We start from the raw sequence: 22988 nt of genomic DNA on the forward strand, positions 1-22988 counted from the left end.
CTCCTGCAACAGGGCGAAAGTGCAGGTGTCATTGACCATTCGAACTGCCGTTTCGTTTCCCAGGCACCTTGTCCGTCTAGCGCTTGAGCCGGACGTGCTTTGTCGCAGGCCCTGCTTCGATTCTCCCTCTCCCGGCGATATTTCGGGGTGTGGACACCAACGTGTCCGGGTCAAGCGAGGTCACCGTAGCTGAAATCTCACGGCTGCCGGTGCTGTACCAAGTAAAGGTGCGAGTTCCTTCATCCCATGTACCTTCTCTTCTGGTCTTGACTTCCGATTTGCCAGGTTGAGTTCCGGGAGGCGTGGCGGCACCCTGCGCAATAGTCACCGACTGGAAGAGCTTGGATTTTCTGTCAAAGCTCATCACTGAAGTAATGCCCATGTTTGGTTGCGCCGTAAAGGCCCCTGGTTTCCCTCGTGGCTCAGTCGAACTGATGGTGTCGCTTCTGACATGCTTTCCGTCTGCGGACCAGCGTTTCAAAATCCTGACTGTGGGGGCGCCTTCAACGCTCCAGACGCCGACCAGCAAGTCCATGGCTTTTTCCTCGGGATTTTGTGGCACGAACGAATCAGACGCGCTCCTCGGCGCAGGAATTCCAACATCACCGTTTACGGGAATCGGAATCCCAGAGGTGAGATGCTCTGGGACCTTGCGATGGTGCATCAGATAGTAAACATGCGGGAACTGATATGTCTGCCCCTCTTCGAGGTGGTTAAGAAAGCGCTTCGAGTCTTCGGAAGGCGCGAGATCCACGACTGTGATGGGAATGTCATGATCCCTGGCGAGACTCAGGCAAGCCAGTTCGGTTCCATCCTCGTATGTGACCAGTTCGCGTCTGATGACTGTGCCGCGAAAAGGGCCAAGGTTTTCAATGGCAATAAGCAGGAAGTTTGCTTTTGCGGCCTCGTCTACGGCCGAGGGAAAATTTCGGAATTCATTTGTATTGATTGTATTGAGATAGGCGACGACTCGTTGCTCGGCGGGGGTGGCAGCGGAGCTAAAATATCTCCTGGTGGATCCATCCGCGAGTTCAAGCGTCATTCCAACGACCACCGACCCATCGAATTTTTTGTAGGAGGTGCTTTTGACCAGCCTCGCTGAGAACGGAGGCTGTGACGCGAGCGATTGAATTTTTAGGACAGAACCGCGAGCGGGTTCCTCCGCCGATAGTGTGGGCGATGTGGGAATCAGAGCGAAAACGCCAACCACAAAGGCGAAGGACAACAGTTTCATTCAATACAAGCTGGGCTGCGATAGCTGAGGCGTTTTACCATGAAGCATCCGTAATGGCAAATCTCCTTGGGACACTCCCAGGTGACCGAAAGGTCCATTTGCTCACTGCGTAATCCGCGGAAACGACACCCGCTCAACCGGATCAAACGAACCCTCGATCGGCTCTACAGGCTGCGCTTCCACCTTCCGTTTCCCGGCCTCGACCTCGGCCACTTGCGTCAGGATATGAGCGGCAATGGGGGCGGAGCTCGTGCCACCGCTCTTGCCGCCCTGCACCAGCACGCAGATGGCCCACTTCGGTTTCTCCATGGGAGCGTAGGCGATGAACAGGGTGTGATTGTCTTTCAGGGCCACACCATTGGCGAGGCGCCAGTTTTGAGCCGTACCGGTCCTGCCGACGATGGGCAGGTCCGGCACCTTCGCACCCAGCGCATATCCTTCGGTCACTCCGGCCCGCATGGCGGAGCGCAGTGCCTCCAGACCTGTATCCGTGAGCCCCTGATCCCGAAGATTGCCCACAAGCTTGCGGGGGCGTTTTTCCTCGTGTGAGACGTCTCCGCCCGGCGCCACGCGATCCACCAACCGTGGACGCCAGACCAACCCTCCGTTGGCCACGGGAACCATGAGGGAAGCAAGCTGCAGGGGACTGACCTGAAGCGCGCCCTGGCCAATGGACATGTTCGCCACGGTGGCCTCCGTGTACGGCGCACCAGGCCGCTGCTTTTCCCACCAGGCCCGGTTTGGGAAAATGCCCCGATCGTTTTCCGGTAACTCAATGGCCACATCTTGACCGATGCCGAGCAGTGCGACGATGGAGTCGAATTTCTCGGGGCGGATCGCATTCCCCAGATTGTAGAAGTAGGGATTACAGCTCTCCTGCATCCCTTTTCGCAGATCCATAGGGCCATGCATGCCGTCCTTCTGGCCAATCCAGCACTGCATGAACTTGGTGCCAAAGGTCGAGCCTCCCACGCAGGTATGCTGAAAACCTTCCTTCCCATCGCAGATGCCGGCGAGTGAAGTGGCCACGAGGAAGGTGGCACCGGGTACGATGCTCCGCACGGCACGATTCAGCATCGGGAGGGTGGTGGCCTTGCTGTACTTTTTGAACTTCTCTTTGCTGATGGCGGGAATGTACTCATTCGGATCGAAGGATGGCGCGGAAGCCATCGCAAGGACATCACCGCTCTGCACATCCAGAAGCACCACCGCACCTCTTCCAATGGCCGGGTCACCGTCCCGCAGGGCTCTCTCGGCGATGTACTGATGCCGCACATCGAGGGTAAGGTAGACGTCCGAACCACGCGCTGCCGGTTTCGTGGTGTCATCCTCTGCGATTTGAGGTTCCAGGAGGGCCTGCATGGACCCTTCTACACCACTGGAGTTAGCCGCGATCCCCAAGGTGTGCGCAGCCAGCGCTTTGTACGGATAGCGGCGCAGCATGACGGTGTGAATATCCATGCCCGGCACGCTCGATTTCACCGATGCTGCCTCCCTGAGCTGATCTTCCGGCAGTTCCTTGGCGTAGGCGAAGGGCCTTCCGCCCCGATGCTCCCGGTAGTGGCTACGCATGGCTTCCGCGTCGAGTTCGCGGGGCAGCTTGTGCTCTTCCAGAACAGGGAGCACCAATTGCTGGAAGAGGTAGACGATGTCCGGCTCCTGCACGTCCCCGATGGTTCCATCGGCCTTCGATCTTGTATAGGTGACGAGCGGCACCTCGCGCCCCGGCTTGGCTCGCCAGGCGTCCACCACCTTTTCCAGGTTGAAGATGATCTGCCGATCCGGCCGGTCAGTCACGGCGAGCAGCACGCCATTGCGATCGCGGATGGAACCCCGTGGGCCATGTGCAGCGTTCTCCTGAGCTTGCAAAGGCCGTGCTGCATCAGGTGCTCCCATGAAGAGTAACATCAGCGCGAGAGTAATAATGCCCGAGACGGGGCGAAGGGCGATTGCGCTGGATGATGCCGCTCCGGGGCGAATCAAGCGCTCGATGCGCTGGCGCAGACCACCCGCCGCCCCAGCCGCCATGGCGAGACGCGGAGTATCTTCTGAAAACAGCGTGGCACTCTCCGCAAGCCGGACCAGAGCCTGCGCATACGTCCGGGCATCACCCGTGACCCGCACCGCAATATCATCACAGGCATGTTCCCGCTCGCGCCGGATCTGCCGGCCGATCCACCACACCGCGGGATGGTAAAACAACAGCGTCTCCACGGCGGACTGGAGTAGATTCATCAAGTAATCATGCCGGCGCAGGTGCGCGAACTCATGCGCCAGGATCATTTCGATTTCCCGTGCAGAGAATCCGGTGGCCATCGAGGCGGGGAGGAGCACGATGGGACGCAGCCAACCAAAGGAGATCGCTCCCGTGACACGTGCGGACCAGCACACGCGGATGGAGGAGGGGAGTTTCATCTGGCGGGCCAACCGCGACGCAGTGCTCGCAAGTTCGCCCGTGAGTGTGGTGGTGGCCCGATGCCGCAAGCGCTGCAACCCGATCCAGCCCATGAGGTGCCAGAGGCTCAGTAGCGACATACCCGTAAGCCAGAGCAGAATGGTCCAGCTTTGCCAGGAGATGGTGGCTTCCGTCCTGGGTGTGGCCGTGGATTGCTGGACGGTCGACGAGATGGATGAGGTGACTCGCGAAGCGTCAGGAGTTCTGGGTGATTGAAGCCCCTGCTCAAAAGAAGGTGCCCCCGCTGCCTGCGGCCACGGTGCGCGGACTACGTCACTCTTCCCTTCGTTGACCTGCCAGAACGTCACGAGTGGCCAAGCGATGAGTACGAGCATTCCCACGCAGGACACGATGTAGCGCGCCTGGGCCGTGGAGCGTCGCATTTGACGTAGTAGGAAGGCAAGCACAACGGCCACCACGGCGCCCTGCCACAGGGAATGAGCCAGCACGAGCGAGATGGCGTGGACGACCTCTGATTGCGTCAACTGATCCAGGAAAGCGTTCATGGCTTGGGCTTGGGCTTGGTTTTTGACTTGTCGGTGTCGAGCTCATCCAGCATGCGGCGAATCTCCCGCAACTCCTCGGTGCTGGCCTTCTTCGACCCGAGAGCGTGCATCACAAGACCGCTCACGGAGCCTGAGAAGACCTTGTCCAGCAGGTCACCCACCAGGCGGCGTTGCATCTTTTCCGCCGGAGTGGCGGCGGTGTAGACGTGGGTCTTGCCCGAGTCATCGCGGGCCACCAGCTTCTTCTCCAGCATGATCTGGAGGAATTTCAGCACCGTGGTGTAGCCCATGTCGCGCTCGCCGGTGAGCGAGTCCATCACTTCCCGTACCGTGCTGGGCCCGCGCTCCCACAAGACGCGCAAGATGACGAGTTCGGATGGGGTCGGTTTTTGCGATGCATTTTCCGGCATGGGCGGATTATCTACGAAAGTGTTCGTGGTTGTAAACGAAAATCTTCGTAGAGCGGGAAGTGGGTTGGGAACCGCCTGTGCCAGAAGTGCGTGACGCTACTCCGTGGTAACGACTGCGACCTCCTCCACCGGCACCTGCTGCATCGTCACCGCCACCTCCATGCCTTCATACGCGCCGGGTGGTCCATTAAAGATCCCACTCACGGGCATGACGCCGCGAGGATGGGCACTCACACCGATGGCGAGGTGCTTGCGGGAGACGCGCTCGCCGATGGTGGGGTCGAAGCCTGTCCAGCCGTTGTCGGGAAGGTACACATCTGCCCACGCATGCGTGGCGCCGCGGCCTGCGGCGGAGGCGGTCGAGTTGAGGTAGCCGCTGACGAAACGCGTGGCGATGCCCATGGAGCGGCAGGCCTCCATCATGAGCACGGCCATGTCCCGGCAGGAACCGGTACCCAAGGCGAGCGTGCCTGAGGGTGTCTGCACGCCTGGTTCTTCACGGCGGCGGTACTTGATCGTGGAGTAGATGCGGCGTCCCACGTGCTCCACCATCTCCATCGCGGTCGGGTGCGCTTCCTCCGGCGGTGGCAGGGAAGCTACCCACGCGGCGACCTTCGCCTGATCATCTGGATACACCGTGGCGATGTATCCCCGCACGACGGGAAGCTCCATCTGCGGATACGTAACGGGCAGGGGAGTCACCGAGGAACGGCTCATTTTCAGCGGGGCTGCATCCTCGGCTCGCGGCATGCGGTCGATGACCACCTCATTCCGGATCTCCAGGCGATCCGATTCCTCCTCGAACTGGGCCAGCGCGATGTTGTTGCCGAAGATGTCCGTCAGCCAGAAGAGCCTTGCTTGGGGCACCGTGGTGAGTTGGTGTTTCAAGACGGTGATCTCGTGTCCCTCCCGCGGCCGCAGAACCAGCCGGTGCATGCCGAACTGTACCGGTGCATTGTACCGGTAGATGGTGCGATGCATGATGTGGAAGCGATCCATCACGCGGTATCTGGATTATGCGGCACGCTCACCCGGAGGATGGGCGGCATCGTGACACACCACGGTGGTGCTGAGTTCTTCCGGGGTCATTTTCTTGTAGGACGGATCGAGCGCCTGGCAATCCACGGACTGCCGCTCAACTTTCAGGTTGCCGAAGGCAGTGCACACGGACACATCCGCCGCATCCCGACCCGTGCCGATGCGTACCACGCCGTCGGGCGAAGCGAGGCCGGTGGCGTCCCAGAGAATCCAGCGTCCGCCGATCCAAGTCTCGAAGCAGGCATGGAAGTCCGGAGGTTCCAACTGAAAGGCGTACCCCGTGAAGTAGCGCGCGGGGATGTTCATCGCACGGCAGAAGGCGATGCCCAGGTGCGCGAAGTCCCGGCAAACACCCGCACGCTCCACGAGGGTGTCCACAGAGGACGTATTCGCATCGGTGGAGCCACTGACATACGCGATGTGCCGAGAAATCCAGCCCACGATCTCCTGCACCGTCTCTACGGCACAGGCTTCATTTCCGAAGTGATCCGCCGCGAGCCGCCCCATACGGTCCGACTGGCTGTAACGGCTGGGGTAGATAAAGGGCAGGACATCGAGACCGAAAGAGGCCGGGGACGTTTCCTTGAGGTCGCTGGCGGGCAGCTTGTGCAGGCGGGTCTCCACCACGGCTTCGTAGACGATGTGAAACACTCCGGGCACCTCGGCCTCGATGCGCTCGAAGCGGTTCTTGGTCACGGGACACGTGAGTAGGGTGTGGGGGAGTTTCGGCGAGATGGAAAAATTCTCCTCGATCACCTTCTGGCACCCGTTGTCCTGAGCCCGCACATTGAGCAAAAATACCACAGGCGCCTCCGCACTGTAGTCCAGTTCACATTTCACTCGAAATCGCATCATGTGCTTCTGGTTCGCGCCGGGTTTTGCCGGCGCATGCATCCGTGCTGCGTTCCGCGGGAGGCGGGGCGGATTCCATGGCACTTTGGTTCCATGCCAGACAGGCATTTTCACCTTGCACGCGGGCTCAATCACCGCACCCTAGCGCCCTCATTTCACCCACCCATGCAAAGCCTTTGGAACGACCAGGAAGCCGCCACCTTTGGAACTGACCCGCTCGGACAGCGTGTCTACACCTCCCGCCTGCTGGGCCGGAACCCCGCGCTCGTGCTTCACGGCGGAGGCAATACCTCCGTGAAGGTGGAGGAGAAGGACTTCTTTGGCGAGGCGGTGAGTCTCTGCTACGTAAAAGGCTCCGGCTGGGACCTCGCGACCATCGAGCGTGAAGGTTTCTCCCCCGTGCGCATGAGCGCTCTGCTGAAAATGGCCGAACTGCCCACCATGAGCGACCCGGACATGGTGCTGCAGCAGCGCGCGGCGATGACGAATCCGAACGCTCCCGCCGCCAGCATTGAGGCGATTCTGCACGCCATCCTGCCCTTCAAGTTTGTGGACCACTCCCATGCCAACGCCATCGCGGCGCTGACCGGCAGCAAGGATGGCGAAAAGCGCGTGAAGGAAGTCTTTGGCAAGCGCGTGCTCGTGGTGCCCTACGTCATGCCCGGCTTCATCCTGGCGAAGACGGTGTATGACCTCATCAAGGGACGCGACCTGCGCAAGGAAGGCATCGAGGGCATGGTGCTGCTGAAGCACGGCCTCTTCACCTTCGCGGATGACGCGCGCAAGAGCTACGAACTGCACATCGAGATGGTGACCCAGGCAGAGGAATGGCTCGCGAAGGAGGTTGCCGGCAAGCAGGTGCAGGAGCTGGCCCAGGCGGCTGAGGACCTGAAGGGCCTCGCCAAAATGCGCCAGGCCGTGAGCAAGCTTCGTGGCTATCCCCAGATTGCCAGGCTGAATGCCTCTCCGGAAGCGGTGGGATACACCCTGAACGAAGATGTGGCCACCTATGGCACCCTGGGACCTCTCACTCCGGACCACAGCATCCGCACGAAGCGCGCTCCGGTGTTCATCGGCGACGACATGGACGCAGCGCTGAAATCCTATGCGGACGCCTACGCTGCCTACTTCAAGCGCAATGCCAAGGACCAGACCATGCTGGACACGGCGCCTCGCTTCGCCATCTGGGCGGGACGTGGACTGGTGAGCTTTGGTGATTCCGTGAAGGACGCCGGCATTGTCCATGACATCGCCACGCACACGGCTGCCACGGTGCAGCTTGGTGAGGTCGCTGGCGGATGGGAGCCGCTCCCTGAGAAGGACATTTTCGAAATCGAATACTGGGAACTCGAGCAGGCCAAGCTGCGCAAGGGCCCGGCCCGCAAGGTACATCAGGGCAAGGTCGCGCTCGTCACTGGTTGTGCCGCTGGCATCGGCTTCGCCTGCGCAGAGAGCCTTGCAGAGCAAGGTGCCATCGTCGTAGGCCTGGACCTCAATCCCGAAATCGCCGATATCATGGCGAAGATCGGTGGCCTCGGAAAAGTGGTGAACCTGACGGATGACGCCGCCGTGCGTGACGCGGTAGAGGACACCGTGCGTCGCTTCGGTGGACTGGACATCGTGGTCTCCAACGCGGGCATCTTCACCGCGGGTCAGTACCTTGAGGATCTGGAGCAGAACAATTGGGACAAGGCGCTGGCTGTGAATCTGACCAGTGCGCAGAAACTCATGCGCGAGACCATCCCGTACCTGAAGCTTGGCATGGAAAGCTCCTTCATCTTCGTGGGCAGCCGCAATGTGAAGGCCCCCGGACCTGGCGCGGCCAGCTACTCCTGCTCGAAGGCGGCGCTGACCCAGCTCTGCCGTGTGGCTTCCCTGGAACTTGCTCCGAACAAGGTGCGCGTGAACATCATCCACCCCGATGCCGTCTTCGACACGAAGCTCTGGACCCCTGAGGCCCTTCAGCGCAGCGCTGAGCGCTACGGCATGACCGTGGAGGAGTACAAGACGAAGAACCTCATGAAGGTGGAGATCAAGAGCAAGGACATCGGCAACATGGTGTCCGCCATGGCTTCACCGCTCTTCCTCAAGGTCACCGGTGCGCAGATTCCCGTGGATGGCGGGAATGATCGGGTGATCTAATGTACTGTCTGTCCTAGGAGTGGCGTCCCGCATGACGGGACGCCGACTTTCGCGCCCTACGGCGCTTGTCAAAACCGCGACTGAAGTCGCCGCTCCTTGGGGTGGGGCACCACGACGTTCTATCCATTAGCAAAGAATCCCGCGGCCCGAATAATCCCGAGCTCAAATCGCGTTTCTTCTGTCTCTCCCTGTTGCTCACTCAGTCTTTCCAATGCTCGCCCGTTCCCTTTCAACTTCCCTCATCGCCGGTTCTTTGATCCTTGGTGTTGGCCATCTTTCCGCCGCCGAAGCCCCCAAGCCACTCTTCCAGAGTCCGGAACTCACCAGCGAGGTGAAGCCCCGGTTGGTGCCCATCGACATCCCGGTGAAGGGCTTGAAGGAACTGCATCTCATTGTTTCTGATGAGGGTGGTGACAGCTGCGACTGGGCAGATTGGATCGAACCACAACTTATCATGGCGGATGGCTCCGTGAAGAGCCTCGCAGAAGTGCCTTGGAAGTCGGCAGAGTCCGCTCATGGCAAGGCGCAGGTGGGGAAGGCTTACAGCGGGACGCCGATTCTGGTGGAGGGCAAATCGTACGAGAAAGCCATCGGTACCCACGCGCCGGCTAATGTGGTGTTTGCGCTGCCCGAAGGGGCGGAACGTTTCACGGCAAAGGTGGCCATTGATGACGGTGGCATGGAGCGCAGCGGCAAGCCCAGTGGCGCGAAGATGAAGTTCTACGTATATGCGGAGAAACCGACGGAGCTGCCCAAGCCTGACACAGGTCCTCCGCTGGTGCCTACAGACCTTTTCGCCGTGCCCGAGGGATTGGAAGTCACCCTTTGGGCATCGTCTCCGATGCTGCGCAATCCCACCAACATCGACTTCGATGCGCAGGGACGCATGGTGATTGCAGAAGGCGTGAACTATCGCAGCAAGGGTGCACGCCAGAAGGAAGGCGACCGCATCGTGATCCTGGAGGACACGAAGGGTGAGGGGAAGGCGGACAAGGTGACCACGTTCGTGCAGGAGCCTGCGCTGGCATCACCCCTGGGTGTCGCGGTATTTGTGAACAAGTATGTTGTCTCCCAGCCACCGGATCTGATCCAGTACACGGATGTGAATGGTGACGGCAAGTTCGACCCCACCGTCGACAAGCGCGAAGTGCTCCTCACCGGATTCAATGGCCGGCAGCATGACCACAGCCTTCACAGCGTGACCGCTGGACCGGATGGCCAATGGTACTGGAACCAGGGAAACACCGGTGCACAATTCACCGACAAGTCGGGCAAGACCTTCTACATGGGCAGCCCGTACATGCTGCCGGAGATCGCAGGCAAGAAGAGCGATGACGGCAATGTGTGGATCGGCGGCTTCCTCGCGCGCATGAATCCGGATGGCTCGAACGTGACCATCCTAGGCCACAACTTCCGCAACAGCTACGAGCAGACCGTCAATTCCTTTGGCGACATCTTCCAGAGCGACAACGACGACCCGCCCGCCTGCCGCGTAACGGAAGTCATGGAAGGTGGCAATGCCGGCTTCGCTTCTGCCGATGGCCTGCGCTCCTGGGGTGCGGACAAGCGTCCCGGCCAAGACACGCCGACCGCCGAATGGCGTCAGGAAGACCCGGGCACGATGCCCGCCGGTGACGTGTATGGCGGCGGCTCACCGACCGGTGTGGCCTTCTATGAGAACGGCGCTCTTGATAATAAGTGGCAGGGTCTGCTGCTCGCCTGCGAAGCGGGCAAGAACGTGATCTACGGCTACCTTCCCCAGCAGGATGGCGCCGGCTTCAAGCTGGAGCGTTTCGACTTCGTCACCTCGAACAAGGAAAAGGAATTTGCCGGATCCGACTTCCAAGGCGGCAAGCCCAGCTTCGACCTGAAGACCAAATTCCGCCCCAGCGATGTGTGTGTGGGACCGGATGGTGCCATCTATGTGGCGGACTGGTTCGACGCCCGCGTGGGTGGCCACGGCACGCTGGATGACGCCTTCACCGGATCCATCTATCGCATCGCACCGAAGGGATTCAAGTCGACCGTTCCGAAGTTCGACCTGAACACGACCGAAGGACAGATCGCCGCGCTGAAGAGCCCGGCCGTGAACGTGCGCAACAGCGGCTTCACCCGCCTGAAGGCGCAGGGTGCGAAGGCGGTGCCTGCCGTGACTGCGCTGCTGAAGGATGAGAATCCGTACATCGTTGCTCGCGCCATCTTTGTGCTCGCGCAGATGGGTGAGGAAGGGAAGAAGAACGTGGCCAAGCAACTCGCGCTGCCGGATTCCTACCGCAGGCTGGTGGCCTACCGCGCCCTGCGCCGCGTGGGCTATCCGCTGGATGTGGTGAAGTTCAGCAATGACAAGTCAGCTGCGGTGCGCCGTGAGGTGGCGCTGTCCCTGCGCGGTTCCTGGGGACCGAAGCAGGCGGAAGCGCTGACAAACATTGCCAAGCAGTTCGATGGCAAGGATCGCAGCTACCTTGAAGCGATCGGTCTCGGCTGCACGGGGAATGAGAAGGTGGCCTTTGAAACGCTGCAACTGGCTCTCGGTGGCACGGCGGCAGAGTGGACCGACGCCTTCGCCTGGCTGGCGTGGAGACTGCACCCTGCTGAAGCAGTGCATGCCTTCAAGGCCCGCGCACTCATGCCGAACCTGAGTGACGCGCAGCGCAAGCTGATGATCACGGCACTGGCCTTCGTGAAGACGCGTGAAGCCGCGGGTGCCATGATCGAACTGACCCACACGAATGGTTTCCCCTTCAAGGAGCAGACCATGTGGTGGGCCATGAACCGGAAGAACAACGACTGGAAGGGTTTCGACGTGGAAGGCGGCTTGAAGGCGCTGGGTCTCTACGATCCGGACAAGGTGAAGCTCATGGCGGTGGAAATGCCGCCAGAGCCGAAGGACGCACCGAAGCTGCCGGAAGTGGCGGAGATCGTGAAGCTCAAGGGCGATGTGGCGCGTGGCCAGGCTCGCGTGGCTGTGTGCTTCACCTGCCACAAGGTCGGTCCCGCAGGCGTGGAATTCGGGCCCGACATCACCGCCTTCGGCAAGCTGCAGCCCACGGAAGTCATCATCACCGGCATCGCGAAACCTTCGGCGGATCTCTCCCACGGTTTCGAAGGTCGCGAAGTGAAGACCAAGGACGGCCTCACCATCACCGGCATGGTGCTCTCCGACGGGGATCCGCTGATCATGAAATGCATGGGCGGCATGGTGCAGACCATTCCTCGCTCCAAGATCGCCTCCGTGAACAAGATGACCCGCTCGCTCATGTATGAGCCCCAGTTGCTGGGCCTCGATGCGCAGGCGATTGCGGACATCGTGGCATATTTGAAGTCGCTGTGACCCCCGCGTCGGCCGCCCTGCAGAGCTAGTCAAAAGTAAACCCGCCCAGTGCGGGCCCGACTATAGCGCTTGAGTGCTGAATCCGGAGTCCGCTCCGGATTCCTGCTGCACTCTGCCGAGTTCGATGACTTTGGTAGGGACCGGAACGCTTTTACCCTTGATCGTAACTGCCAGACTTGGCGGCACGAGATCCTTCGCTTTGAGCGACTTCAACGGCAGTTTTTTTTTGACGTATACAGCCACTGCGGACTGTTTGGGTTCGTCAGCTACTATTCCCAAACCCACGACATTTCGGAGTCCGCTCAACTGGGACTCGAAGGCCTTCAACGCGCGTTGCGCCTGGGCATGTGTCGCCATAGTTCATCCATACCACGCCCCGGATCTCAAATCAAGTCGGTTACCACCACGATGCCGAGCGCACTCAAGACATTTTCGATTTTGTTGAAGATGCTTGAACTGTCCGAACCCGCGAAGTGCAGGCCGACAATCTTCTTGTCCTTGTTGAGGACGGCAGAGCCGCTATCGCCGGGAGCCGTATATCGGGTACAGAGCACCTGATCGGAGAAACCGACGCGGCCTTTGCCTCCACCCGGCTTGCTGTACTTCAGCTGCACACGGAAATTAATGTCCTTGATGACGCCGGTGGTAAAGTCCGTGGTGCGTCCCGTCTTTTGCACGAGCATGCCACGCCGTACAATCTTGGTGGTTCCTTTGGGCACACCGAGAATACGAATGGCGCTGGTGACATCTGACTTTTTGACTTGAGCGATCGCAGCATCGACAAGGTTCGGGAAGGAGGAGGCCGTGAACTGGAATGGAACAAATCCATCTAGTTTTGCTATGACGTCGAGGGGAGCACTACCACCATCTGCTACGCCAGGCTGAACGATCTCATCGCCGGCAGTGGCGAGGCCTTCATCGGCGAGCACATGCGAATTGCTGAGAATGAAGTATCTCTGCTTGTTGCCTGTTTTCTGCACGAGGCAGCCAAATGTTCCCGCTGAAACATTGAGGTGACCGAGGCTGAAGCCGGGAATCGCGGGACGTACGCGGCTTGTGTTGGCTTCACGACGCACCACACCGATGGCCTCAACGTCTGTGGGGATTGGTTTGGGCAGGCCCGGGATGACCACTTCCTTCGGCACCTTGGTTTTCTCCTTCAACTTGGACTCCGGCTTTTTGACGTCGACGTACACCTTGAGCGACAGGCTGCCCAGTTTCTCGCCGTCACTGATCTTCTCGGAAATCCCCAGTCCCTGGATGCCAGCACCCTGTACCCAGGACTTGCTCTTCTGGTGGACCGAAGCGGCCTCCACCTTGAATCCATCCCCCACAAAGGCGGCGGGTGCGCCATGCGCCATCGCTGTTCCTTCCGTAAGCACGTCAAGGGCTACCAAGAGTTGTTGTTCCGTGTTCATGGCGGTATCCGTGTTTGCTTGATGATTCGCTTCAATTCAAAAAACCCCGACCAGAGAACCTGCTAGACTTCCGCATAGTCGCCCCAGTTGAGCTTGATGGTGCGCCCTGTCGCCAGCGACTGTGGAGCGAACAATTCCGGAGCCCCCGCCTTCGGAATCTTTTTTTCTCCCGTTTCCCAATCCACGTCAAAGACTTCGCGGTAGTAGGCTGCCGCCTTGGGGAATTCAATCAACAGCCCGGCTTCGCGATTCTTAAGCACGGCCGAGTCCGACCAGTTTTGGGAACTCACGAGGACGGATTTGCCATCAACCACGATAAGCTTGTTGTGGCAATGCACGAAATGTTTCCTGCTGATGAGGCGCACGTTTTCACCGAGAGTCAGGCCGAATTTCGAGAGTTCCTTGATGTCCTCGACATCCTTGGGTTTCGTGGGGTGACCCAGGACGATGCGCACCAGCAGATCGGGATTTTGTTTCCGCGCCTCGACAATCGAGCCCAGAAGCTTCTGGATGCCAGGCTGCCGGGTACGGATGTACTGCTGTCCGATATCAATCGATTTCGTTGCAGAAGCCAGCCAGCCAGGGATGACTGACATGTAGTTGTCCGGGGAAAGGATGGGAGTGACGTCGATCTCTTTCTGAAGTTTGAATGACCGGCTCTTCAACAGTGTCGGAGCTGGTGCGACAGGCTTGGCGCCGAAAGCTTCCAGGCTGATCTCTCCCAAGTCCTCCAGGGACTGCGGAACCGCGCCGTCCAGTTCGATTTTCATATCCGCCCGCAATACTTTCGTGAAAAACGCCGCCAGTTTGGGCGAGTTCACTGCTACTCCAGTGTCTCTGTTTCCGAAGGTGAAGTTGTCAGGATCTCCGCCGTCCACTTCATTGAGAGGAATGCTCGCATCGGACCAGTTGCCGCTCTGGACCAGGACCCACGTGTTGTCTATGACGATGACTTTTTCGTGAGAAGAGGAAAATGCCTGCACATTTTTGCTGGCGCACGAGGGCGCCGGCACACACTCGCAGCCGTGTTTGGCGAGTTCCTCGTACAGTTCGGTTTCCCCGGCGCGGTTGTCCAAATCGAGCATCAGCGACACCTTGACACCTCGCCCCATGGCCCGGAGCAATAAGGTCTTCATGTATTCGGCCGTAAAATCGTAGATGCCGATGAGAATGCTCTTCTTGGCACCCTCGATTAGTGGTTTCGTCACCGCATAGGTGGACTCCGGCGAGGCGTAAGCGATGAATTCACCGGCGATCTTCAGCGAACTGACCTTTTTCTTTTTTGGAGGAGTGAGTTCGCACATCCGGTTTACCCCCTCGGTGGTAAATGCCTCCTCGAAAAGGGTCACATCCCTGGCTGGCAGCTTTTCCAGTGTCGCTTTCATGGCGGTGCTATTTTTTTGCAGAGGCTAGTGGCTCAGTTCTGCACTGTATGAAGAAAAACGCAATCTAGAAGAGCTTCGGAGATTGGGAAAAGCAAGGAGAAAACACCTGACTCTGGAAAAATGTTCTCAGGGTCCCTTTCCATGGAGAACTGGCCAACTTCGGCGTTGGGTTATTAAATGAAGAAACTTCCGGCCACGCCGATTACTTCTGCGCACCAGCACGATCTTCGAAGGCGTAGGAATCCGTTGGTCCGAACTCGCGGTCCCCGTCTTCACACTACACTCCATCACGTCCGAAGGTTTTTGCCTTCCACAGCATGACTTTCCAATGGCAAATCGCTCCCCCTAGCCGGTGACGAGGGCCGCGAAGTGAAGACCTAGGACGGTCTCACCATCACCAGCATGGTGCTATCGGACTGAGTTCCCCCAATTCATGAAATGAATGGGCGGCATGGTGCAGACCATCCCTAGCTCCAAAATCGCCTCCGTGAACAAGATGACCCGCTCGCTCATGTATGAGCCCCAGTTGCTGGGTCTCGATGCTCAGGCGATTGCAGACATCGTGACGTATTTGAAGTCGCTCTGAGGTTGCCCACACGTTGGGTTGCACATCTTGACTTTCAGACCTGGATTTTAGAGGATGACGCGTGGATTCCACGCGTCGGTAGCCCTCTGAAATCGCATGTCTGAGCCTGAAGTCTCGCAGAAGAAACCACGCAAACGTGGCCGTCTACTGGTGGTTACTGCGCTGGCGGTGCTGTTTCTTTGTTTTGTGCCGTCGGGCTGGAACTACTACCGGGTGGCGGCAGTACAGAATGCGCTGACGCGGAATTGGGAGATCACATTCGGCAAAGAAGGAAAACCGGATGCGATGCCAGGGTTCCTGGATGACAAAGTGCAAGCACTACTGGGCGATAAGGAGAACAGGTGGGGAGAGCAGATTCCCTCTGTCGTGTATCGTGAACGTGTTCGGGCCATGTTCCGGGGACGGATCGAGGAGGTTCACATCTATTACCCCGTGGACATTCGTGGAGACCTGGGCGCAGCGCTGCTGCACTTCGAAGGGTTGAGAAAATTCACCTTTTTCGAAAATGAGAAACACCTTCCAACGGAGGCTTCTTATAAGCTGCTGTGTCAGCGGCTTCGAAGCGCGATGAACTTGGAAGAACTGGAGTTGGGGGGTGGCCAACTCACCAGTGATGCTATAGCGCCTCTAGCGGGTCACCCGAAGCTGAGTAGGCTGAAAATTTCCTACAGTTGCCGGCTTACCGCCGATGTCCTGAAGACGCTCAAGACACTTCCCTCGTTAACGACACTTGAAGTAAAAGACATCTGTGGCCCTGATGAGGAAGAGTGGAATTCTCCCGTACTACACGCACGGTTTCACGACGCGTTGCCTAGTGTGACATTGGAACTTCCGAAGCCGTAGAGGACTTCGAAATCTCCCTCCGAGAACATGTCCGAATCCGACGACTTGCCTGAGAAGAGCCCTCGCAAACGCAGCCGCCGCTGGCCCAGCTTTGCGGCGCTGGCCGTAATTCTGCTGTGTGGGGCAGTAGCAGCTTGGCGCTACCACCGTGTTGCCGCAGTACAGGACACGTTACGCCGGGACTATGAAATTGCTTTCGGGGACGGGCAGCGCCCCTTTTTGATGCCTGAGATTCTGGATGAGGCGTTGCAGAAGTACCTGGCTGGCAAGAGTGGCACTTGGAAACGGTATAATTCCGACATCATCTATGGTGAACGCATCCGTGCGATTCTCCGGGGAGACATCCCGGAGATCCACATCTACTACCATGAGGGGTTTCGCAATGAGTTGGGCGCGGCCCTGCTCCGTTTCCCAGAGCTGAAAAAGCTGACCCTCCACGAGAACTCCCCACACTCGGGTGACTACAAATTGCTATGCGAAAGTATCAGACGGTTACCCAAACTGGAAGAGCTTGAGTTGGGAGGAGACCAACTCAGTGACGATGCCATCGCTTCATTGGCTGGGCATCCCAAACTCAAGAAGCTGAATGTTTCCCGCAGCGGCTTCCTGACCCCGGACGTTCTGCGTACACTCAAGTCACTGCCAAAACTAAATGAGCTCCATGTGGAACAGATCTACGGTGCTGCTGAGAAGGCATGGAAGTCGCCCGCAGTTCACGCCGGCTTCCGCGAACAGTTGCCCGGCGTGAAAATAGAATTGCCGCAGCCGTGACAACTCGGAAGAACTGTCATGGCTTCCGCGCCTACTTCTCCGCAAACTGCGCATCAAACACAATCTTCGAAGGCGGGAAGTCGAGCTTCTTTACAAAGGCACAAGACTCCGTTGCGCCAAACTCGCGGTCCATGCCGCCGTCTTCCCATTCCACGCTGAGTGGACCGGTGTAGGAGATGTCATTCAAGGCACGGATGATCTTCTCAAAGTTGATCATGCCTCGGCCTACGGACTTGAAGTCCCAGTAGCGGTTCGGGCGGTGGAAGTCCACGTGACCACCAAAGACGCCGGTGTCGTTGGCGAGGTTCCAGGCCACATCCTTCATATGCGCATGGAAGATGCGGTCGGAGAACTGGTAGATGAACTTCACATAGTCCACGCCCTGATAACCGAAATGGGATGGATCGTAGTTAAATCCAAACGCAGGGTGGTAATCCACCGCCTGCAAAGCACGCTCTGCAGAAGCGATGTCGAAGGCAATCTCCGTGGGGTGCACTTCGAGGGCGAACTTCACGCCCTCCTTGTGAAAGGCATCTAGGATGGGAGTGAAGCGTTTCGCGAAATCCTTGTAACCTTCCTCCATCTGACCCGGGAGGTTCGGTGGGAAGCTGTACACGAGGTGCCAGATGCTGCTGCCGGTGAAGCCGGTGACGATATCGATGCCGAAGCGCTTCGCTGCCTGTGCCGTTTTGATGAGTTCGTCGGCCGCACGCTGGCGCACGCCTTCGGGATGGCCGTCCCCATACACGTAGTCAGGAAGAATCTGCTTGTGGCGCGCGTCGATGTTGTCGCACACGGCTTGCCCCACGAGATGCGCGGAGACGGCGAAGCATTGCAGCCCGGTCTTTTTCATTTGGTCGCGCTTCGCATCGCAATACTCCTGGTCCGCCTTGGCGACTTCGAAGTGGTCACCCCAGCAGCACAACTCGACGCCGTCGTAGCCGAAGGACTTCACCTTCTGCAGCATGATTTCCAGTGGCAGATCAGCCCACTGGCCGGTGACGAGGGTGACGGGTCTGGGCATGGATGCTCGAAGAGGAATGTGCTAAGGGTGGAAATGAATCACCCCGCTGCCCGGAAGTTGCCTTCCAGAGAGCGGGGTGAGAATACGAAGAGTGTCGCGCTTACTTCTCGGCGAACTGCGCATCGAAGATGATCTTCGAGGTCGGGAAGTCGAGCTTCTTCACGAAGGCAGCGGATTCAGCAGCGCCGAATTCACGGTCCATGCCGCCGTCTTCCCATTCCACGCTCAGCGGACCGGCGTAGGAGATGTCGTTCAAGGCGCGGATGATGCGCTCGAAATTGATCATCCCGCGGCCCACGGACTTGAAGTCCCAGTAGCGATTGGGGCGGTGGAAGTCCACGTGACCACCGAAGACGCCGGTGTCACCCGAAAGGTTCCAGGCCACGTCCTTCATGTGCGCATGGAAGATGCGGTCGGAAAACTTGTAGATGAACTTCACGTAGTCCACTCCTTGGTAGCCGAAGTGCGACGGGTCGTAGTTGAAGCCGAAGGCAGGGTGGTAATCGACCGCCTGCAGCGCGCGCTCCGCGGAGGCGATATCAAACGCGATTTCCGTGGGATGCACTTCGAGGGCGAACTTGATGCCTTCCTTCTGGAACGCATCGAGGATGGGCTTGAAGCGCTTGCCGAAGTCCTTGTAGCCGTCCTCGATCTGGGAGGGAAGATTCGGCGGGAAGCTGTACACGAGGTGCCAGATGCTGCTGCCGGTGAAGCCGTTCACCACGCTCACGCCAAAACGCTTCGCGGCCTGGGCGGTCTTGATGAGTTCTTCCGCAGCGCGCTGACGCACGCCTTCGGGATCACCATTGCCGTAGATGTAGTCGGGAAGGATTTGCTTGTGGCGCGCGTCGATGTTGTCGCACACAGCCTGACCCACGAGGTGGGCGGAGATGGCGAAGCACTTCATGCCAGCCTTCTCAATCAGGGCGCGCTTGGCATCACAGTAGGCCTGGTCAGCCTTGGCGACTTCGAAATGGTCACCCCAGCAGCCAAGTTCCACGCCATCGTAGCCGAAGGACTTGGCTTTCTGAACGATGGTCTCCAGGGGCAGGTCTGCCCACTGGCCGGTGAAAAGAGTGACGGGTCTGGCCATGGTGAGTGAAGTGTGGTGAATGGTTGATTCGTGTTTTTTCCGGGACGCGATGCTGTCACGCACCCCTTTGCTTGGCAAGGGGGAAAGTCGGACAGCGTGGATGACCGATTTATCCTAAAAAATGTCCGCCCTAGACCTCCAGCAATCCGAGCCGGATCGCCTCTGTCACCGCGTGCGCCCGATCCTGCGCGTGAAGTTTCTGCATGATGTTGCTCACGTGGGTCTTCACGGTCTCGTCAGACACGCCCAGGGCAGCGGCGATTTCCTTGTTGCTGCGTCCCTTGGCGATGAGTGCCAGCACCTCCAACTCACGCGCACTCGGCTCGGGTCGACCAAGACGCTCCGCCAGACGTTGGGCGATGTCCGGCGGGAGGAAGCGTTTTCCCTGCGCCACCATGCGCACGGCCTGCAGCAGGTCCTCGCGGGGTGCCGCCTTTTGCAGATACCCCAGCGCCCCGGCACGGATGGCGCGGTACACGTCCTCATCGCGCGCGAAGGAGGAAAAAATCAGCACCCGCGCCGTAGGGTGTTCCTTGCAGAGGCGCGCCGTGGCATCGAGGCCGCTGCTGCCTCCGAGCTGCAGATCCATGATGACCACATCCGGGGACTTCGCCGCGAACTGCACCAGCGCTTCATTGGCATCACCAGCCTCAGCCACCACGGCGAGGTCATCCTCCAGCCCCAGCGAGGCCGCGAGTCCACTGCGGACGACAAAGTGATCGTCCACGAGCAGGATGCGAAGCGGGGTGGGGGAAGGGGATGCCGATGCCATGCGTGCAGGAAGTTCGCCAGCATGGGGGAGACTGCGGGTGCTGGCAAGGGTGGAAGGGGAGTACTGCACCTCGTGATTTCACAAACTTCCCGGGATGCACATCCATGGGGAGCGATTGAGATTTGCACATCTTTCGCCCTGCGCCATGGAAGGCGCGATCCTACTACTCCGCGCCCTCTCAGACGACACCCCTCCTTGAAGAATCTTCTCCGCCGCTTCTCCGCCCATGGCGACTTCTGGCTGCGCTACCTCCACTGGGGTTCGCGTCATTGCCCGTGGTTTCTGGAGCCGATGTACATCTTCGCGTTTGCGGTCATGTTCTGGGTCTTTCTTGGGAGTCAGCGTCGCGCCGTGGCGGCAAATCTCGCGGTACTGCTGCCGGGGAGTTCCCCCCTGGCGAACCAGTTCCGCGTGATCCGTGTGTTCTGGAATTTCGCCTGGAGTTTGGTGGACCAGGCGCATGCGCGGCATGGGAACAAATGCATCCACTGGGAAATCATGGGAGACGCCCATCTCGCGATTCTGGAGAGAGAAACGAAGGGCGCCGTGCTGCTGACAGCTCACATGGGAAACTATGATGTGGCCGCACCGCTCTTTGCCGAGCGCATCCAGCGGCCCATCCACATGGTCCGCGCTCCTGAGAGGGAGCAGAAGAGCCAGGAGTTCCAGGCGGCACAGCGTGAAAAGGAACGGAAGGCCGGTTTCGTGGTGCACTACAACGAGCCGGGGAATATGCTGGGCATGGAGCTTGCACGGGCCATCCAGGAGGGTGGGGTGGTGGCCATTCAGGGAGATCGCATTCTATTCGATGTGTCCCCCATGGAGCTCATCTACCGGGAGGGTATCACCTGGCAGATTCCGCGCGGGCCGTTTCTCCTGGCACTGGTGACGAAGGCGTTGATTCACCCCGTCTTCATCGTTCGTATGGGCTACCGACGTTATCGTGTGGTGGCGGCTGCCCCCATCGAGGTGACGTTGCAGGCAGACCGTGACAAGGAGGCCGCACAGCGTGCGGCTGCAGAGAAGTGGAATGTCATCCTCCGCAGCGTCATGGAGCGACACTGGCGTCAGTGGTTCGTATTCGAGCCTGTGTTTCAGAAGGTGGGTGAGTCTGGCGAGCGGCAGACGCCAGTTGCTGACACGCCGGAGGCGCCGCTTGAGGAGCAGCAGACACCAGACCGCATCATCCCGGCAGAGTCAGGACGTGCAGCTGGTGTCGCGCTCACGTTCTCGGCGGCCATTGGTTGCTGGTCTGGTCTTGTCATGCTGCGCTGGCTTCTGGAGCGCAGCATCGGCTGCACGGGCTGCATGATCGGTTCAGTGCTTGTCTGGCCGATCCTCTGGTTCCTGGCGATGGTGGCCTTGGCGCAGGGCTCGCTGTGGGCGGCGCTCGGGTTCGTGAAAATCACACGCCTTCCCATGCGGCACTACGATCTGGTGGCATGCAGCATCACTCTGGCAGTGCTCAGTGCCGTGGCGTGGCAGGAGTATCACAGCGGCTGCCCCATGGGCTGGTGGCTGGGCGTACTGTGGTTTGTGGGGCTGGGGGTGGCGCTGATGGGGACGTGGCTCCGCCCAGCAAAGTAGTCAGACCGCTACTTCCGCCAGATCGTGTCCATGAAATCATGGTGAGGCAGTCGCGTGACGCCATAAGAAATGGCGGACATGATGCTCCACCAATTGCGCTCTTTGAAAGCGGTGACTGGGAACCTCATGCCGGGAAGTGCGGTGCTTTCAATGAACTCTCCGTCGATCATCGGCACTTCGACCAATTTGCCTTCGACGAGACGCAGCCAAGCCGGTTTGTTTTCCGTGGAATTCCACAGGACATATTCAAGGACACCGGATTCCTCGAACGCCTTTCTGCGGCGTTCGATTTCCGGGCGCTGTTCCTCGTGGTAGACATCGAACGCGAAGTTCGGTGGGCCAGTGAAATGATCGTAGTCGCCCGGATCACATTGCTTGAATTTCCCCCTATTGACCTGGGCAACGAGTCCGGGCACAAAAGTGGCGCCTCCCAACTGCACCTCAGCATACACACAGACAAACACGCCGGGTGTGTGCATACGGTAGTGATTCACGCACGTGGCTACATCTGCCAGGGTGGCGGCCTGCATGACATCCAGTTTAAGCATCATTTGCGTGCATGGATTAGCCGAAACCGTGACCTTTGCAACACACGTAAAAGTCGAATCTTCTTCGGCCTGCGGGCTTGCCCAATGGTTAGTCAATGGGCGCGTTGATGATCACCGTCTCGCTGGTCAGCCCCTTGCCCCAGCCTTGGGGAGATTGCAGCAGACCAAGGAGATGGGTGGGCGGTGTTTTGCCGTCGTAGTACTCGGAGACGGTCAGCTCCAAACTCAGCTTGTCATCGCCTTCTCGGCGCACCATCTGATCCTTGTCCGCATTGATATAGCCATCGTCGGTGAAGAAGAGAACATCCTTCACCGCAGCGAGTTGCTGCCGGGCGGCGGCGTTCTTCGCGGTGAGGTGCAGTGTCACCTTGTTCTTTCCCTGGCGCGTGGCCGTGGCGGACCATGCATTTGCATCCAATGACTGCGGAGCTGCCTCACGTGCTTTTACAAACGCAGGCTCCCACTTGGCATCGATCTCCGCCTCCGTAGCCACAGGAAGCTCCAATGTCAGATCCGCAAAGTCGGGATTGCAATCACGCCCACAGCACATCCAGGCGGCTTTGCCGGCAAGTGTCACCTTCGTGCCCGGCTTCAAGTCGGCTGGTGGCGTGACACGCACGGGTAGTACCAACTCGCCGTGATATCCCTGTGCGCGGATCTGGAACATGTGCACCTGCTCCGGCTCCGGCCACTCGATCTCTCCGGCCTTCCATCCGGCCGGGAGACTCCACACCATGCTGACCGGCACACCCACGATTCCGGGGAACTTCCAGTACGTGTGATAGCCTTCCTTGTGCTTCAGGTGCAGACCCGCATAGAAGGGCTTGCCCGGCTGCACGGTCTTAACTTCGCTAACCAGCGCGATCTGCAACGGGCTGTTGGGCTCCAGGGCATGCGTCTGCGCTGACCACGCGAGCACGAAAAGGGACATCAAGAGGAGCATCAGCCGTCCCCCTTTTCTCTTTTCACTCATCACTTTGTCCTTCATAGCCA

Annotated in this window: 19 protein-coding genes; 6 read left to right on the forward strand and 13 right to left on the reverse strand. The window is 59.2% G+C overall.

What is annotated here, in order from left to right; translation table 11 throughout:
• Positions 1-76: 76 nt before the first annotated feature.
• The 5 genes from G5S37_RS14325 to G5S37_RS14345 all read right to left on the reverse strand — a co-directional run bounded on the left by G5S37_RS14325 (position 77) and on the right by G5S37_RS14345 (position 6498).
• Positions 77-1234: a hypothetical protein gene (locus G5S37_RS14325; RefSeq protein WP_165205056.1), complete on the reverse strand. Its 1158-nt coding sequence runs from the start codon at positions 1232-1234 to the stop codon at positions 77-79.
• A 102-nt stretch (positions 1235-1336) separates the two neighbouring features.
• Entirely contained in the window at positions 1337-4195 is a 2859-nt protein-coding gene (locus G5S37_RS14330; RefSeq protein WP_165205058.1) for a penicillin-binding transpeptidase domain-containing protein, read from the reverse strand.
• Entirely contained in the window at positions 4192-4605 is a 414-nt protein-coding gene (locus G5S37_RS14335; protein ID WP_165205060.1) for a BlaI/MecI/CopY family transcriptional regulator, read from the reverse strand. The genes G5S37_RS14330 and G5S37_RS14335 overlap by 4 nt, the downstream gene beginning before the upstream one ends.
• 96 nt (positions 4606-4701) lie before the next feature.
• A complete protein-coding gene (locus tag G5S37_RS14340) occupies positions 4702-5586 on the reverse strand; it encodes a transglutaminase family protein (RefSeq protein ID WP_206026449.1) in 885 nt (294 codons plus the stop codon).
• A gap of 33 nt (positions 5587-5619) precedes the next feature.
• Positions 5620-6498 carry a transglutaminase family protein gene (locus G5S37_RS14345; protein WP_165205064.1) on the reverse strand — a complete coding sequence of 293 codons (879 nt, stop codon included), beginning with the start codon at positions 6496-6498 and terminating at the stop codon, positions 5620-5622.
• Between the two features lie 162 nt (positions 6499-6660).
• On the opposite strand from G5S37_RS14345, the gene G5S37_RS14350 reads away from it, so the two are divergent.
• Together G5S37_RS14350 and G5S37_RS14355 are read left to right on the forward strand one after the other, a co-directional pair.
• Positions 6661-8637 (forward strand): bifunctional aldolase/short-chain dehydrogenase, encoded by a 1977-nt coding sequence (locus tag G5S37_RS14350; protein WP_165205066.1) that lies wholly within the window; start codon positions 6661-6663, stop codon positions 8635-8637.
• A 211-nt stretch (positions 8638-8848) separates the two neighbouring features.
• Positions 8849-11968, forward strand: a complete 3120-nt coding sequence (locus G5S37_RS14355) for a PVC-type heme-binding CxxCH protein (protein ID WP_165205068.1) — start codon at positions 8849-8851, stop codon at positions 11966-11968.
• Between the two features lie 60 nt (positions 11969-12028).
• Here the strand turns inward: G5S37_RS14355 and G5S37_RS32330 are convergent, their stop codons facing one another.
• The 3 genes from G5S37_RS32330 to G5S37_RS14365 form a co-directional block, all read right to left on the reverse strand.
• Complete coding sequence (locus tag G5S37_RS32330) at positions 12029-12325, reverse strand: hypothetical protein (protein ID WP_206026450.1); 297 nt, start codon at positions 12323-12325, stop codon at positions 12029-12031.
• A 26-nt stretch (positions 12326-12351) separates the two neighbouring features.
• Positions 12352-13386, reverse strand: coding sequence for a trypsin-like serine protease (locus G5S37_RS14360; protein WP_165205070.1), 1035 nt, complete (start codon positions 13384-13386; stop codon positions 12352-12354).
• Between the two features lie 62 nt (positions 13387-13448).
• Positions 13449-14771, reverse strand: coding sequence for a phospholipase D-like domain-containing protein (locus G5S37_RS14365; protein WP_206026451.1), 1323 nt, complete (start codon positions 14769-14771; stop codon positions 13449-13451).
• Positions 14772-15222: 451 nt separating this feature from the next.
• On the opposite strand from G5S37_RS14365, the gene G5S37_RS32695 reads away from it, so the two are divergent.
• The 3 genes from G5S37_RS32695 (at position 15223) to G5S37_RS14375 (ending at position 16971) form a co-directional block, all read left to right on the forward strand.
• A complete protein-coding gene (locus G5S37_RS32695) occupies positions 15223-15357 on the forward strand; it encodes a hypothetical protein (RefSeq protein WP_276617044.1) in 135 nt (44 codons plus the stop codon).
• 96 nt (positions 15358-15453) lie between these two features.
• Positions 15454-16200, forward strand: a complete 747-nt coding sequence (locus G5S37_RS14370) for a hypothetical protein (protein WP_165205072.1) — start codon at positions 15454-15456, stop codon at positions 16198-16200.
• A 27-nt stretch (positions 16201-16227) separates the two neighbouring features.
• The gene (locus G5S37_RS14375; RefSeq protein ID WP_165205074.1) at positions 16228-16971 is read left to right on the forward strand and encodes a hypothetical protein; all 744 of its coding nucleotides are present in this window, start codon (positions 16228-16230) and stop codon (positions 16969-16971) included.
• Between the two features lie 31 nt (positions 16972-17002).
• Here G5S37_RS14375 and G5S37_RS14380 read toward each other — a convergent pair whose 3' ends face one another.
• From G5S37_RS14380 to G5S37_RS14390, 3 genes are all read right to left on the reverse strand, one after another.
• Positions 17003-17995 carry a sugar phosphate isomerase/epimerase family protein gene (locus G5S37_RS14380; protein WP_165205076.1) on the reverse strand — a complete coding sequence of 331 codons (993 nt, stop codon included), beginning with the start codon at positions 17993-17995 and terminating at the stop codon, positions 17003-17005.
• 100 nt (positions 17996-18095) lie between these two features.
• The gene (locus tag G5S37_RS14385; protein ID WP_165205078.1) at positions 18096-19088 is read right to left on the reverse strand and encodes a sugar phosphate isomerase/epimerase family protein; all 993 of its coding nucleotides are present in this window, start codon (positions 19086-19088) and stop codon (positions 18096-18098) included.
• A gap of 130 nt (positions 19089-19218) precedes the next feature.
• Positions 19219-19860 carry a response regulator transcription factor gene (locus G5S37_RS14390; protein WP_165205080.1) on the reverse strand — a complete coding sequence of 214 codons (642 nt, stop codon included), beginning with the start codon at positions 19858-19860 and terminating at the stop codon, positions 19219-19221.
• Between the two features lie 195 nt (positions 19861-20055).
• Between G5S37_RS14390 and G5S37_RS14395 the strand changes: the two genes are divergently transcribed.
• Positions 20056-21447, forward strand: coding sequence for a lysophospholipid acyltransferase family protein (locus G5S37_RS14395; protein ID WP_165205082.1), 1392 nt, complete (start codon positions 20056-20058; stop codon positions 21445-21447).
• A gap of 8 nt (positions 21448-21455) precedes the next feature.
• Here the strand turns inward: G5S37_RS14395 and G5S37_RS14400 are convergent, their stop codons facing one another.
• Together G5S37_RS14400 and G5S37_RS14405 are read right to left on the reverse strand one after the other, a co-directional pair.
• Positions 21456-21998, reverse strand: coding sequence for a Uma2 family endonuclease (locus tag G5S37_RS14400; protein ID WP_206026452.1), 543 nt, complete (start codon positions 21996-21998; stop codon positions 21456-21458).
• Between the two features lie 85 nt (positions 21999-22083).
• Positions 22084-22968: a protein-disulfide reductase DsbD domain-containing protein gene (locus G5S37_RS14405; RefSeq protein ID WP_165205086.1), complete on the reverse strand. Its 885-nt coding sequence runs from the start codon at positions 22966-22968 to the stop codon at positions 22084-22086.
• Between the last annotated feature and the right edge of the window lie 20 nt (positions 22969-22988).

It is taken from the genome of Roseimicrobium sp. ORNL1 (genome assembly GCF_011044495.1).
Taxonomy (GTDB): domain Bacteria; phylum Verrucomicrobiota; class Verrucomicrobiia; order Verrucomicrobiales; family Verrucomicrobiaceae; genus Roseimicrobium.